The sequence below is a fragment of the Streptomyces sp. NPDC005408 genome (assembly GCF_040606445.1).
GTDB lineage: Bacteria > Actinomycetota > Actinomycetes > Streptomycetales > Streptomycetaceae > Streptomyces.
Genome location: NZ_JBEXEX010000097.1, coordinates 1 through 12745 on the forward strand (window position 1 = coordinate 1; position 12745 = coordinate 12745).

The following is a 12745-nucleotide window of genomic DNA, read 5'->3' on the forward strand; positions in this document are numbered from 1 at the left end:
CCCACTCCGCATTCGTCAGATCCCCACGGCCCATACCGCCAGCCTGCCCCAACACCCCACTCACGTCAGGAGATCCGAGAAACAGCGCCTAGGTGTACTGACCCGTGAGGTTGGGGACGCGGCTGGCGGGTGGTTGGCCCTTGAGCGCGGTGTGTCCGCGGTGGTGATTGTAGGTGTGGAGCCAGGCGGGGCAGGCGTCGCGTCGTTCCTGTTCGGTGCGGTAGGGCTTTGCGTAGGCCCATTCGTCGAGCAGGGTGCGGTTGAAGCGTTCGACCTTGCCGTTGGTCTGGGGCCGGTAGGGCCGGCTTCTCTTGTGGGTGATCCCGGCCGCCGCCAGGGCATCGCGCCAGTCGCGTGAGCGGTAGCAGGAGCCGTTGTCGGTCAGTGCCCGCTCGACGGTGATCCCGGCCTGGGCGAAGAACGCCTGGGCCCGGTCCCAGAAGCCGGTGGCGGTTTCCTTCTTCTCGTCGGCGAGGACTTCGCCGTAGGCCAAGCGGGAGTGATCGTCGACGGCGTTGTGCAGGTAGCTGTAGCCGGCTCCGGAGCGGGTCTTGCGGCCGGCCTGGCGACCGAGCGTCCGGTGGCCGCCGCCGTCGGGGATGTTCCCGAGCTTCTTGATGTCCACGTGCACCAACTCGCCCGGCACGGAACGCTCGTAGCGGCGGATGACACGTCCGGTGGCACGGTCGAGGTGGGCCAGGCGGGCCAGCTTGTAGCGGGTCAGGACCCGGTGCACCGTAGACGGGTTCAGCCGCAGCAGGTAGGCGATGCGGGCCGGTCCCCAGCGGCGCAGGACGCGGACCTTGATGATCCGCCGCTCGGTGCGGGTCGGCGTCCGGCGGGGGCTGTGATGCGGTGCGGACGAGCGGTCACTCATACCCGCCTCGCCGAGCCTGCGGTAGCGGTTCGCCCACCGCTGGGCCGTGGTCGGCGAGACCTGGGAACGCGATCTTCGAGTACATCGAGGTCTTTCACAACCGACAGCGGCGCCACTCAGCACTGGGCTACCGCACCCCGATCGAGTACGAACTACTCTTCGAGCAAGACACCATCCCCGCCGCCAGTTAGCCACTGCGGCTGGAACCCAAACCGTGGGGCACGTCATACCACTCCATCAAACCCGGAACGGTTCAGCCGGCTCCAGCACCGCGTAGCGCTGCGGGCTCAAGGCCAACTGCGGTCCGTCGTACGACTACCAGGCCGACCCCCCTCCCCCCAGGCCCCTCCTCGGCGCGGTGGCTCCATGGAGAACAGCAGACTCGCGAGCCGTGGCGTTGCCTGTCCGGGATCAGCCGACGAAGTGGCCGACTGTCCCGGACCAAGAGCGGCCTGGGCAGGGAGGCGGAGAGTGGCGGATTCAAACGGCCGATTCTTATGATTGCCAGAGGTTGTCAAACCCGCTGAGCCACCGCCGGAGCGCGATGTGGGTGGTGTCGTCCAGCGTGCACAGGGCCTCGATGGCGTCGAGGTCGCCCGGCAGGGGCGCGATACCTGCCGTGGTGAGAGTGGCGTGCAGCTCCAGCCGGCGGCGGTCGGCCGGCTCCAGACGAATGGACAGGCGGCTCGAGGGCGCAGGCGCCGGCAGCGGGTCGTCGCCGAACGCCATGGAGCCGCGGGCCGTCGACGTCTCCTCGTGCCGGTCGTCGATGAACGCGCCAGGGAAGCGGTATGGGTCGAGATCCAACAGCGCGGCCGGAGTCGTGGCGAGTGCCTGAAACCCAGTCATGAGTGCCTCCTCAGTCGTCGTGCAACTGCAGAGGACGACGGCACAGGGACTGAGGACAGTTGCGACACAAGGGGACTTCCACCCGGATGTCCCCTACGTCATCTCGTCACAAGAGAGATGACCGGACGGATGCGGCCGAGAACGGACCGGCCACTTCCCCGGCACGCTCGACGCAGGGGCCGGATACCGATCACCCCCATGACGGCGAGGAAACCGCCACTTGGTGAGTGAGCCCTACTTGGCAGGTGCTTGAACCGCAGAGGCCGAGATCCGTCGGCGGATGCTGATGCCGTTCACGCTTTACATCCCTTCACGCGCCCTTGTGCGCCGTTGGGATAGTCGGACAGTGCGCCTTTCGGGATATGAGACAAGTCGTGGGTGGTCGTTCACGGGGGTGGTCTTGGTGGCCAAGTGCTTGCACAACAGGCCGCCCCGGGCGATCTCCTGGGGACCCTGGAGGCTGTCGATGATCAACCTGAACGGGTCAAGTGCCGTCGGCCGACCACAGCCGGTGCCCTTTAGGTACAGGCCGGCGACCGCTATGCGCGAATTTGTGGTGAGCGCGTGACTCTGATCCGTGGTGCTTTGGGCCCGTCGTCGAATTGCAGTGGTGATGAGGTGACACGGGCGCTGGGTGCCTGCTTCGCGCGCCAGGATGCACGCGGGTTGCGTCCGATCGGGCGCGGGCGGACGCTGAGTGCACCCCCATGCGAGTCGACACAAACTGGGGGGCGTCTGTGCCATGTGGCGTGGTGAAGTGGTTTGATCCCGGCCGGGGCATGGGCGTCATCGCCCAGGAGGGCACCGGCCCCGATGCCGTCGCTTATCGCTCGGCAGTCCACGGCGACGCGGACAGCACGCTGGTCGCGGGCGAGCGGGTGCTCTTCGATCTCACCCGCGACGCCGCAGGCGTCCGCGCCGACAACATCCGCCCCGCCCCTCGCAATTGCTGTCCGCCGACCGAGGGACCTGGTAGTGATCTGGTCGCGCGCCCGGCAGCTGGGCGGCTCGTGCAGTGAAATGGTGCATGAGGCAGCCCGGCCAGCGGGCCTGACGCCGTCACAGTGCCAGGCCCGCCCGCACGCCTGCACCGTTGCGGTCCGCCCGAATTCGGGCGGACCGCCGAACGGGTGAGGGTGCGGGTGCCCGGTCCGGGTTGGGTCGTTGAGCGGGCATGGAAGCCTTCGGCAACAACCCGACTTCGGGTCCCGGCGACGCCCGGCTTGCAGGCGAGCTCAGACCGGCCCCTGCGTGCGGGAGTCTGATGCGCGGGCCCGCCAGTGCCCAGGGGCGGAGAACCGTTCGCCCGTACCCTGGATGGTCCCTGCGGGTCTACCGCCGCGTCCTGGCAGTTCAGCGGGTGAGGGCGGTGCGGACGGTGATGGTCTCACTGGCCGTGATCACGATCGTCGCCGCAGCGGCGTCGGTCGCCTGGACGGGGTGACTCGACGGCACCGGGCCGGGACGGCAACCGGTGCCGGTCCAGACTGCTGTCGCGCATGCTTTCGCCATGTCGCTCACCTGGGTGAGCTCGAGACCGGACGGTCCGTCGGCGGGCAGGCACGCCCTGTGGGTACTGCTCCGGCAGCGGATCATTCCCCTACGGCACTGCCGGAGCAGTACCCATCAGCGCAACGGCTCGCGCCCCAGGCTTCCTTGTCCAGCTGGGAGTGGCGCCTTTCCGGGCCAGGTGCCCGGTCATGAGGGTGATGGCAGCCCAGGTGATCAGGGTCTCGGAGTGCTGGACAAGCCGTTCGTAGTCCCGGGCATGGCGGCGGGCGTGCATCATCCACGCAAGACTCGTGACCGCGCCGACGACTTCGACGATCCGGGCGTGCCCGAAGGGCCGCTGCGTCGGAACGTGCTGTACCGGATCCGCCCGTAACGATGCCCCGCAAGCGGCTGAACTCGAGGCCTGACAGCCTGATGCCCGCTCCCCCGGTGGGGAGCGGGCATCGCCGTTTCAGCTCCAGCGGATCGAGGTGGTTCGGTCGTTCATGGGTTCGCCGATGTAATACTGGCTGACCTGGTAACCGGTCTGCGCCCCGTCGTAGAACGGGCCGTCGAAGTGGTTCGCCCTGCAGCCGGCGTAGGTGCGGAAGGACGAGATGCGGTCGCTCCACGAGGTGCGCCAGAAGGTGTACTCCCACTCCGCGTAGTCGAGGTCTGGGGTGCAGCCGTAGTCGGAGGTGAGCACGAACGTCGAACCGGCGAAGCCGATGTGCTCGTACTCGATGCCGATGACGGTGTTGCCCGGCGTGGTCGCCGTCGAGCGCGGGGCGGACGAGGGGCGCTTGGCCGCGGATTCATCGAGCTGTGCGGCGAAGGCGGGGTCGGCCATGGCCGACCCCGGATCGGCCGGCGCGTTGGTGACCTTGCCGCCGGTAGCCGCCGCGATGGCCGCGGAGAAGGTGGCGAAGCACGACATCTGGTTGCCCTGGGACAGGCGAACCACACAGTGTCTGCCGGCCGCCGGCTCCGCCGTGCCGCCGGTCCCGGCGGCGCTCGCGGAAGCGGGCGGCGCCACGAGACCCAAGCTGATGAAGCCCACAGCGGCGAGCAGACCGACTGCCCTTCGAGCGGATGATGAACGTGGACGCTTGGCGCTATGCATGAGGTGACTCCCCCGGTTCAGGTGGCCCGGCAACGTGCCGAGGCGCATTGCTGTCAGGCTAGGAACGGCACTCTGGGCGGCCAAGGCCGCGGTCCGTTCAGCGGACCGTGCCGCTGCTGCTTTTCACAGCGCTGCGGAAATTCTCTGGCCCGCGAGCCGAACCATTTCCGTAAGCCGCGTCCCGACGGGCCGACTACTGGGAACGATCAGGAAGAACGCCGCGACCAGCCGCCCGTCCGGGGCTCGGACCGGCGCTGCCACGCAGCGGATGTCGACTGGGCCGATGTGTTCCGCGACAGCGACGCCCCGGTCGGCTATGGACGAACGCTGTCGGTTCCATTCGCGCGCCGACAGGAAGTCTGGAGCGGGTGTCCCAGGATTGAAAGCCCGCAACAGGAGCCCTGATGCGGTGTTCGAGGGCAGTGTGCGGCTGGCCTGGACCTGTGGGAGATCGCCAATGGAACCCAGCCGCATAACGAGCCGTTCCGGCCCACCGGGATGGAGTTCGCTCAGGCCCGCGATCGAGGACGCGGCCACCGCGGCTCGCCGGGTCACCGGTTCCGCCGCGGCCCGCAGACCCGGATACGACTGCCAGCTCAGCCCGAGCCGGGCAACCAGCGGGCCGATCGCGTAGCGGTCGGCAACCCGCTCCACTGCACCCACCGCCGCCAGCTGGCCCAACAGTCGATGTGCCGTTGCCTTGGGCAGCCCGGCACGGCGGGCCACCTCCGACAGGCCCATTGGCCCCTGCCCCGCAGCGAGGCCCTCCAGCAACCGGAATACTCCGTCCACTACCGCTCGGCCGGAGCGGTCCGACTGGACTTCGGTGTCTGTCTCCACGGCGGACAATATGCCCGCTATTTGCAGGAGTGTGTTGTTCCGGCAGCGGGAACCAGCCATCACTGAGTGCGGCTCACCAGCCATCAACTGCCCCGCTCCGGAAGAACACCCCGCTCGGCCCGTCCTCCGGCAGCGTCGCCGCGTACACGATGTCCTCCGCCGCATCCTCCGGCGACCGTTCCGCCTCCGGTCGCATGCGCGTCCGCACCAGGCCCGGGTTGACCGCGTTCACCAGCACTCCCGTGCCCGCCGTCTCCTTCGCCAGCAGCACGGTCACCGCATTCAGTCCGGCCTTCGAAGCCGAGTACGCAGGTGCCTGCGGGAACAGGCCGTTTGTCAAGGAGCCGAATCGCCGAGAGTGCCTGGATGAGGGGGAGGCCGTGCGGCTCCCCTGCCCACCGGTGCGGGCGCGGGCGTCAGCCGCCCGCCCGGAGTACCGCTGCCACCAGCGGCCCCGCCGACTTGCCTCCGCGCCCGCCCTGTTGCACCACCGCCGCCGCGGCCAGGTCGCCGTGCCACGCGGTGAACCAGCCGTTGGGTTTCTTCTCGCCGTCGACCTCGGCCGAGCCCGTCTTGCCTCCGATGTCCGAGCCCAGGCCCGCCATGGCCTCGGCGGCGGAGCCCGACGTCGCGGTGTAGCTCAGCAGTTCGTGCAGCTGCGTCTGCGCGGACGCATCCAGCTTGCGCTGGGCCGTCGCGAGCGTGCGGTCGTCGACGTCGGGCGAGACCAGATACGGCTGCCGGAAGATGCCGGTCTTGGCCGTGGAGATGATGGACGCGACATTGAGCGGGTTCATCCGTACCCCGCCCTGCCCGATGAGCGATGCCGCCATCTGCGCATTGCTCTGCACTGGCACCGCTCCGTCGAAGCTCGACACCCCTGTCGACCAGTTGTTCAGGCCCAGCCCGAAGACCTGCTGGGCCTGCTTGGTCAGATCGTCGTCGTCGAGCTTCTCGGCCTGCGTGATGAAGGCGGTGTTGCAGGACGCAGCGAAGCTCGAACGGAACGTACCGTTCTTAATCTCGAAGTTCTCCACGTTCTGGAACTTCCAGCCGCCGTACGACGCGTACTTGGGGCACGGATGCTGCTTGTCGATCGACGTGAGGTCCTTCTCCAACAGCATCGACGCAGTCACGATCTTCATCGTGGAGCCGGGTGCCAGGGACCCCTGGAGCGCCGTGTTGTAGCCGTGGCTCGAATTGGCGGCGGCGAGGATCTCGCCCGTCGACGGCTTCATGACGACGACGGATGCCCGCTCGCGTTCGCCCACCTCGTGCTCGGCGGCTGCCTGCGCGGTCGCGCGGAGCGTGGTCCGCAGCGTTCCGGGTATGCCCTTGGACATCGTCAGCAGCGTCTTGCTGGGGGGCTGGTCCTCGCTCTCCTCCGTGCCCTGCTCCCTCTTCTTCGCGCTGTCCCCACGGACCACCCGCAGCTCGACCCCTGCCTTACCCCCGGCCTTTCTGCCGTACTTCTCCTGCAGGCCGTCCAGGACGGTGCCGAGCGAGGGGTACTTCGCCGTGGTGAGCTCCGCGCCGTTTCGGTCCACTGCCTTGACCGGCGGGTCCCCGGCCTCGCCCGTGACCAGCGTGTCGTCCTCATTAAGGTCCGGGTGCACGACGGACGGCTGCCAGTCGACCAGCGGCTTGCCGTCCTCGGCCCGGACGACCGTGAGCTCGGAGTCGTAGGTGAGGGGCTTGCTCTTCCCCTTGTACGAGACCGTGGCCGAGACCCTGAACGTCACCTTCGGCCCGGACGCCTTGCCGCGGGTCAGCGTCACCTCGTTGATGTGCGCGTCCTTGCGGTACCCGGAAAGCGCGGCCCGTGCTGCCGCTGTCCGGTCCGTGAACGCTGCGGCGTTCGCGGCGTCGCCCCGCTGCCAGGCAGTGAGGAACCCATCGGCCGTGGCCTGGACTTCCGCGGCCGTCACCGGGCGTGCTTTGAGTGTCTTCGCAGTGCCGTCGGCCGTGCTGTCCTCGCCCGCCGCGTCGCCGCTGTACATGCTGTACGCGGCGAACCCTGCACCGCCCACGAACACCGCGACCACCCCGCCGATCACGGCGGGGTTCGTTCTGCTGCGCGCGGCGCGCTTTCTCTTGCCCACAAGTCCTCCGCTGTCCCCCGTCCTCACCGAGGCCCCCACCCTAGGGGCGGCGGGGCAGGGTCCACCACTCAGCCCCCCGCCCGCAGCACGGCCACCAGGTCGGCTTCGCGCTGGCAGCCCGCACCATCACCCTTTGGCTGGACGGACACCTCATGCACGCCATCGTCGACAACGCGCTGATGGGCACCTGACCGGTTGGGGAATTGCCGGGCCGTTCGTTCGGCAGCTGCCCCGGCGGCGCGGAAGGTGTGACGTTACCGGCGCTCCCCGCGCAGTTATGAAGGGACCCGAATTGCGCAAGGTCGGGTGTTGCCCGTTCCCCCCGTGCGGGCATCCACGCAAGGGGCAGGCCGGGCGTCCCCCCGCCGTCTGCCTGCCCCTTGCTCTTCTACGTGGTGTGACAGGAGTGCGGGGCCAGTTATGCCGCCCCAAGCTCCCATGTCACATTGGTTGGCTGAGCCTGTCGGCGTCGCCGCAGTCGGAGGGCGAGTGTGGGTGTGCTGGTTGCGGAGCGGTATCGGCTGGACGAGCCGCTGGGGCGCGGTGCCATGGGCGAGGTCTGGCGCGCCACCGACCAGGCGCTGTGCCGGCCGGTGGCGGTGAAGCTGCTCCGCGCGGACGATGGCGACGCGGCGGCCGAGCGGGTTTGGATGGAGGCGCAGACTGTGGCCCGCCTCAACCACCCCCCAAATGGTCAGCATGTACGACTCCGGCTGCCACGACGGTCGGTTCTACCTGGTGATGGAGCTGGTCGATGGTTGGAGCCTGGCCCCGGAACTGGCCGTGCACGGGCTCCTGGATCCCCAGGAAACCGGCGGGATCGGCGCTCAGATGGCGGCATGCCTGTCCGCGGCGCACATTCAAGGCGTGATCCACCGCGACAAGCCCGGCAACATCATGCTCACCACCGACCGCATCGTGAAGATCACAGACGTCGGGATCGCGCGCTTCGCCGACGACGCTTCCCACACCCTCACGGCAACCGGCAAGATCCTGGGCACCGGCTCCTACCTGGCACCCGAACGCGCGGTGGGACGCCCCGCCGTGCCCGCCGCGGACGTCTACGCACTGGGCTGCGACTACGTGGTCGAGAACTTGCACGACGATCAGGCGGTGCTCGTCGTGGACGAGACCGGAGACGTGAAGAAGGGCAGCCACACCGTTGGCGTCCAGCGGCAGTACACCGGCACCGCAGGCCGGATCGAGAACTCCCAGGTCGCCGTCTACCTGGTCTACACGGGCCAGCGCGGACACGCAGCAGAAGACCGCGAGCTCTACATCCCCGCTCATGGACCGACCAGCCCGACCGCTTCCAGGCGGCGGGGCTCGTGCCCGGCACGACGTTCGCCATCGCCGCCACCAAGCCCGATCCCGAGCCAGCCACCACTGCCGTCAAGCCGCCTACTCTGCCTGAGCGCACTCGATTACGTGAGCATGAAGGACAAGCTCAGCGCCTGCGGCTACGGTTCCAGCATGACCCCGATCACACCTCAACCCCCGCAGCCCGTATGGCTCCTGCGGATCACCATCACCGCTGCACCCGCCGCACCCAGCCGCTGGGAGGAGTAGCTACAAGTCCTGCGCTCACTCGCTGACTACAACCCGGATACCCAGACTTGGCGCCTCAACCTTGGCGCTCTCGATGTGCAGAGGCTGGACACTCTGCAGTGCCTGTACGAGGCCGCACACGCCTACGGCCCCACGGTGCGCCTCGAGCCAGGGGTTCCTCCAGAGTTTTGGGCCGGGCGCGTCGTCGACGACGCCGAGCTCGCAGCTGTCGCCGCGGCCCGCGCCGATGCCGGCCGACCACTCGGCCAGCTTCCCGCCGCCTAGTGCTGGGTTCCTCTTTCGCTGGGTAAATGTCCTGGTGGCGGGGTAGTTGAGGGTGCTCGGGGGCGGGTGCTGGACGATGGTTTTACGGGCACGACCGGGGCGTGACGAGGACGAACGGGCCGTCGTGCGCCGATTGTCGCGGGCACGGAAGGCTCCGCGGGATGCAGTGATGCGGGCCCGGATGATCGAGCTGAGCTGGCCGGGGCTACGAGTGCCGGCGATCGCCGTGGAACTGGACTGCAGCCAGAAAACGGTTCGGTGCTGGCTGCACCGCTTCAACCGCTTCGGCCTGCAAGGGCTGGACAGCCTGGGCGGGCAGGGCCGCACGCGACGGATCACCGAGGAGGAACGGTCGAGGATCATCTCCCTGGTCAAAACCGTGCCGCCGGGGCGGCTGAGGTGGGAGCCCGTCGGGGAGCTATGGGCCTTCGACGAGTCCGGGCTACCCGAGTGGACCCTAGATTCCCTGGCCGTAGCAGCGCGGGCCGAAGGGATCGCGGTGGGCCGCTCACAGGTCCGCCGGATCCTGCTCGCCGAAGGCGTGCGCTGGCGCCGCACCCGGTCCTGGACACGATCGAAGGACCCGGACTTCGTCCCAAAAGGACAACGATCATCGGCCTCTACACCCACCCGCCCGACGGTGCGACGGTGATCTGCGCCGACGAGTTGGGGCCAGTGATCCCGCGGACCTTCCCGCCCGCACCCGCCTGGTCACCCGACGGGCACCGGATCAAAGCGGAACTCGACTACAGCCGCGGACCCGAGAAAACCTGGGTCTACGGAGCCTTACGCGTCCGGGACGGCCAGCGGATCACCAAGGCCGCTTCCTCCCGCAACAGCGTCTTGTACCAGCAGTTCCTGCAACAGATCGAAGACGCCAACCCGACCGGCGAGCTCTGGATCGTCACCGACAACCTGTCCAGTCACAACAGCCTGTCCACCCGGACCTGGCTCGAAGACCATCCCCGCATCCACCACGCCTTCATCCCCGTCGGCGCGTGCTGGCTCAACCTGCAGGAAGGCTGGTGGCGCATCTTCCGCAAAGCCGCCCTCGCCGGCCGGTCATTCGCCAACCGTGACGACATAGAACACGCAACCACCCTTGCAACCAGCCAGCTCAACTCCCGCGCCAACCCCTGGATCTGGGGCAGACCCGCACCGCCAACCCGCCGACTACATCGCCGATATGTGTACACCGTTTGAGGAACCCAGCTAGGCTCTGTCCGGCCGATCTTGCCGGGCTCGCCGCTCGCTGATCCGGCCTGATCGACCGGACAGGACTGGCGCGCAGGTCAGGTGCAGGCGGCCGCCGGGTCAAGGGCGGCGATGCGGCCGAGCGGAATGTCGACGGTCTGCCCCTCCACCTGGAGTCGCACGGCGCCGTCGTCGCCGGAGGCCAGAGTTCCGCAGAGGGTGCCCTCCGAGGTCGCGACCCGTACAAGCCCGGCTGAGCCGCCGGATTCCGCTTCCGCCGGCCACCAGGACGACGTCGTCGCCGTGGCCACCATCGCCACGGCGAGGAAGGTGAGTACGAGCCCCATGCGCAGCCGCCGTCCGGCAAGCTGCACCTCCGTCTCACCTTCCGGGTCCGTGTCGTCCGCCCGTCCCAACAGCGGCCAGGCGGTCCGCGCCACGAGGTACGTCGCCCAGCAGGCAACGACCAGCGCCACGAGGATCAGCACCCCCGCGGCTGCCTCCACTGCCCGCGGCGCGGAGGACGAACCCCCGCCCTTCAGCGCACCGCACAACCCCACGAACCCCAGCACAGCCAGCTGTACGGTCAGCCAGCCCCGCGCGGAAGCCTGCAGCTGGGCACCTCTGCCTCCGTTGCTCATGACGACAGGCCAGCATCCGGGATGCTGCCGGTCAACATGGCGCGCCGCGGCAACCGGACGGTCGTCGCGGCGCGCCCTGTCGGAGAGGGCGGCCAGGACCTTGTTGCGGCCGGTGGCGGGATCACCGTCAGGTGATCGACGGGATTCTGCACCGGGCGCGGACCGAGGTGCAGTGGCGTGACCTGCCCGAACGCTTCGGGCCGTGGAAGACGTCTACGAACGGCACCGGCTTTGGTCGGCGGACGGCACGTGGGAGCGTCTGCTCCAGCAGGTGCAGGCCGCGACGGACGCGGCGGGTGAGATCGACTGGGACGTCTCGGTCGACTCCACCATCGTGCGTGCGCACCAGCATGCGGCGGGTGCCCGCACCGACCCGCCGCCGGCCCCCGCGTCAAAGGGGGCCGAAACACCAGAACACCAGGACGAAAGGCCGTGGCGTAGCCTGCACGCCCGGCTGGTGGAGGTGGTGCGGGAGGTGAGGGCCTGGGCCGCTCGCGGGGCGGGTTCACCACCAAGCTCCACCTGAGCGCGGACAGCCGCTGCCGCCCGCTGTCCCTAGTGATCACGCCGGGGCAGCGGGCGGACCGCACCCAGGTCAAGCCGGTACTCGAGAGGATCCGCGTCCCGAAGCCTGGGGCCGGGCAGACCCGCAAGAAACCGGACAGCCTCGCCGCCGACAAGGCCTACAGCAACGGCCCCTGCCGCCAGTACCTGCGGCGTCGGGGCATCCGGCACACCATCCCGGAGAAGTCCGACAGCCTGGCCGCCCGTCTGCGCAAAGGCTCACGCGGCGGACGGCCAACCGGCTTCGATGAAGACCGGTACAAGAAACGCAATACCGTCGAACGGGCCGTCAACCGGCTCAAGCAGCACCGGGCGGTGGCCACCCGCTACGACAAGCGCGGCTACGTCTACCTCGGCACCGCCGCAGCCCTCACCATCTGGCTCCGAACATGATCGGCCGGTCAACTCTTAGGCGTCGGGCATCGGCTGCATCTGAAGTCCGTGCCGCTTACCGATCTCGATGAGGCGATCAACGTCCGGCAGCGTGTCCGACGGGGGCGGCAGCTCCCGTCGCTGGGCCGGTTCACCGGCTTCGGCGAAGAACTTTTCGATACCACCCGGCGTGTAGGTGACCAGGATCCGCGCCGTGCTGGTGGGTTCGAACCGCTCCAATGTGCCCTCAAGGATGTGGAAAAAGGACCCAGGACCGCCTTCGACAGTCTCGCCTGCGATGTGATAACGCAGCGTCCCCTCGATGACGTAGACGCTCTCGGTCCCGGAGTGGGTGTGGGGTGGCGGGCCACTACCCACCGGAACGGTCATCTCCATGACGGTCATCGCGCCGTTGGTCTCCTCGCTCGAGGCCTTGACCTCGTAGAGACCGTTCAGCATCCAGAATGCCTGCCCGGCACCGCTGTGGCGCACGTGGGCGTTACTCGCCATGAGTCCGCTCCTTTCCTCGATGGACCTCCCCATGTGTTCCCACCGACCAGGCGGCCCAAGGCCACCATCCGGGTGCGCCCGCCCGACGCCTCGAGCCCGGGGACTGTAAAACGTTCGGTGTAACTCCCGATCATGGAAGATGCATCGATGACCAGCGACAACGTGACTGAGGTGGAACCCGTCGAGCCGTCTGAGGCGGCGCGGTCGAAGTCTGTGGACGACCGGCTGATTGACGAGCTGGTGGGCCGGGCTCGGGCCGAGGGCCTTCAGCTGACCGGCGAGGGCGGGCTGCTCCAGCAGTTGACCAAGCGGCTCCTGGAGTCCGCTCTCGAGGGTGAGATCACCGACC

The 12745-nt window shown here is 68.6% G+C and carries 11 protein-coding genes and 8 pseudogenes; 9 read left to right on the forward strand and 10 right to left on the reverse strand.

Annotated elements, in window-relative coordinates; genetic code table 11:
- Positions 1 to 88: 88 nt before the first annotated feature.
- Positions 89 to 946, reverse strand: a pseudogene (locus ABZS64_RS38155) (IS481 family transposase); the annotation flags it as partial.
- On the opposite strand from ABZS64_RS38155, the pseudogene ABZS64_RS38160 reads away from it, so the two are divergent.
- Positions 946 to 1068 (forward strand): annotated as a pseudogene (locus ABZS64_RS38160) (IS3 family transposase); the annotation flags it as partial. The pseudogenes ABZS64_RS38155 and ABZS64_RS38160 sit on opposite strands and share 1 nt — an antisense overlap.
- A gap of 304 nt (positions 1069 to 1372) precedes the next feature.
- On the opposite strand, the gene ABZS64_RS38165 reads toward ABZS64_RS38160, so the two are convergent.
- A complete protein-coding gene (locus ABZS64_RS38165; RefSeq protein WP_355839652.1) occupies positions 1373 to 1726 on the reverse strand; it encodes a hypothetical protein in 354 nt (117 codons plus the stop codon).
- 752 nt (positions 1727 to 2478) lie between these two features.
- Between ABZS64_RS38165 and ABZS64_RS38170 the strand changes: the two genes are divergently transcribed.
- Entirely contained in the window at positions 2479 to 2745 is a 267-nt protein-coding gene (locus tag ABZS64_RS38170) for a cold shock domain-containing protein (RefSeq protein ID WP_355839654.1), read from the forward strand.
- Between the two features lie 334 nt (positions 2746 to 3079).
- Here the strand turns inward: ABZS64_RS38170 and ABZS64_RS38175 are convergent, their stop codons facing one another.
- Positions 3080 to 3238, reverse strand: a complete 159-nt coding sequence (locus ABZS64_RS38175; protein ID WP_355839656.1) for a hypothetical protein — start codon at positions 3236 to 3238, stop codon at positions 3080 to 3082.
- Between the two features lie 88 nt (positions 3239 to 3326).
- Positions 3327 to 3527, reverse strand: a pseudogene (locus ABZS64_RS38180) (hypothetical protein); the annotation flags it as partial.
- On the opposite strand from ABZS64_RS38180, the pseudogene ABZS64_RS38185 reads away from it, so the two are divergent.
- A pseudogene (locus ABZS64_RS38185) lies at positions 3525 to 3611 on the forward strand (GNAT family N-acetyltransferase); the annotation flags it as partial. The pseudogenes ABZS64_RS38180 and ABZS64_RS38185 overlap by 3 nt on opposite strands.
- 78 nt (positions 3612 to 3689) lie before the next feature.
- Here the strand turns inward: ABZS64_RS38185 and ABZS64_RS38190 are convergent.
- From ABZS64_RS38190 to ABZS64_RS38205, 4 genes are all read right to left on the reverse strand, one after another.
- Complete coding sequence (locus ABZS64_RS38190; RefSeq protein WP_355839658.1) at positions 3690 to 4253, reverse strand: hypothetical protein; 564 nt, start codon at positions 4251 to 4253, stop codon at positions 3690 to 3692.
- 210 nt (positions 4254 to 4463) lie between these two features.
- Complete coding sequence (locus ABZS64_RS38195; RefSeq protein ID WP_355839660.1) at positions 4464 to 5345, reverse strand: helix-turn-helix domain-containing protein; 882 nt, start codon at positions 5343 to 5345, stop codon at positions 4464 to 4466.
- Complete coding sequence (locus ABZS64_RS38200; protein ID WP_355839662.1) at positions 5254 to 5520, reverse strand: SDR family NAD(P)-dependent oxidoreductase; 267 nt, start codon at positions 5518 to 5520, stop codon at positions 5254 to 5256. The genes ABZS64_RS38195 and ABZS64_RS38200 overlap by 92 nt, the downstream gene beginning before the upstream one ends.
- A gap of 76 nt (positions 5521 to 5596) precedes the next feature.
- Positions 5597 to 7282: a penicillin-binding transpeptidase domain-containing protein gene (locus ABZS64_RS38205; protein WP_355839665.1), complete on the reverse strand. Its 1686-nt coding sequence runs from the start codon at positions 7280 to 7282 to the stop codon at positions 5597 to 5599.
- 741 nt (positions 7283 to 8023) lie between these two features.
- Here ABZS64_RS38205 and ABZS64_RS38210 point away from each other — a divergent pair.
- The 4 genes and pseudogenes from ABZS64_RS38210 to ABZS64_RS38225 all read left to right on the forward strand — a co-directional run.
- Positions 8024 to 8299, forward strand: a pseudogene (locus tag ABZS64_RS38210) (protein kinase); the annotation flags it as partial.
- Between the two features lie 60 nt (positions 8300 to 8359).
- Positions 8360 to 8652, forward strand: a pseudogene (locus ABZS64_RS38215) (transposase); the annotation flags it as partial.
- Between the two features lie 632 nt (positions 8653 to 9284).
- Positions 9285 to 9767, forward strand: a complete 483-nt coding sequence (locus ABZS64_RS38220) for a helix-turn-helix domain-containing protein (protein ID WP_355839667.1) — start codon at positions 9285 to 9287, stop codon at positions 9765 to 9767.
- Complete coding sequence (locus ABZS64_RS38225) at positions 9764 to 10318, forward strand: IS630 family transposase (RefSeq protein WP_355839669.1); 555 nt, start codon at positions 9764 to 9766, stop codon at positions 10316 to 10318. The genes ABZS64_RS38220 and ABZS64_RS38225 overlap by 4 nt, the downstream gene beginning before the upstream one ends.
- 89 nt (positions 10319 to 10407) lie before the next feature.
- Here ABZS64_RS38225 and ABZS64_RS38230 read toward each other — a convergent pair whose 3' ends face one another.
- On the reverse strand, positions 10408 to 10950 hold the full coding sequence (locus ABZS64_RS38230; RefSeq protein ID WP_355839671.1) for a hypothetical protein: 543 nt from the start codon (positions 10948 to 10950) through the stop codon (positions 10408 to 10410).
- A 131-nt stretch (positions 10951 to 11081) separates the two neighbouring features.
- Between ABZS64_RS38230 and ABZS64_RS38235 the strand changes: the two are divergent.
- Positions 11082 to 11904 (forward strand): annotated as a pseudogene (locus ABZS64_RS38235) (transposase); the annotation flags it as partial.
- A gap of 18 nt (positions 11905 to 11922) precedes the next feature.
- On the opposite strand, the gene ABZS64_RS38240 reads toward ABZS64_RS38235, so the two are convergent.
- Positions 11923 to 12396, reverse strand: coding sequence for a cupin domain-containing protein (locus tag ABZS64_RS38240; protein ID WP_355839673.1), 474 nt, complete (start codon positions 12394 to 12396; stop codon positions 11923 to 11925).
- A 147-nt stretch (positions 12397 to 12543) separates the two neighbouring features.
- On the opposite strand from ABZS64_RS38240, the pseudogene ABZS64_RS38245 reads away from it, so the two are divergent.
- Positions 12544 to 12745, forward strand: a pseudogene (locus ABZS64_RS38245) (IS256 family transposase); the annotation flags it as partial.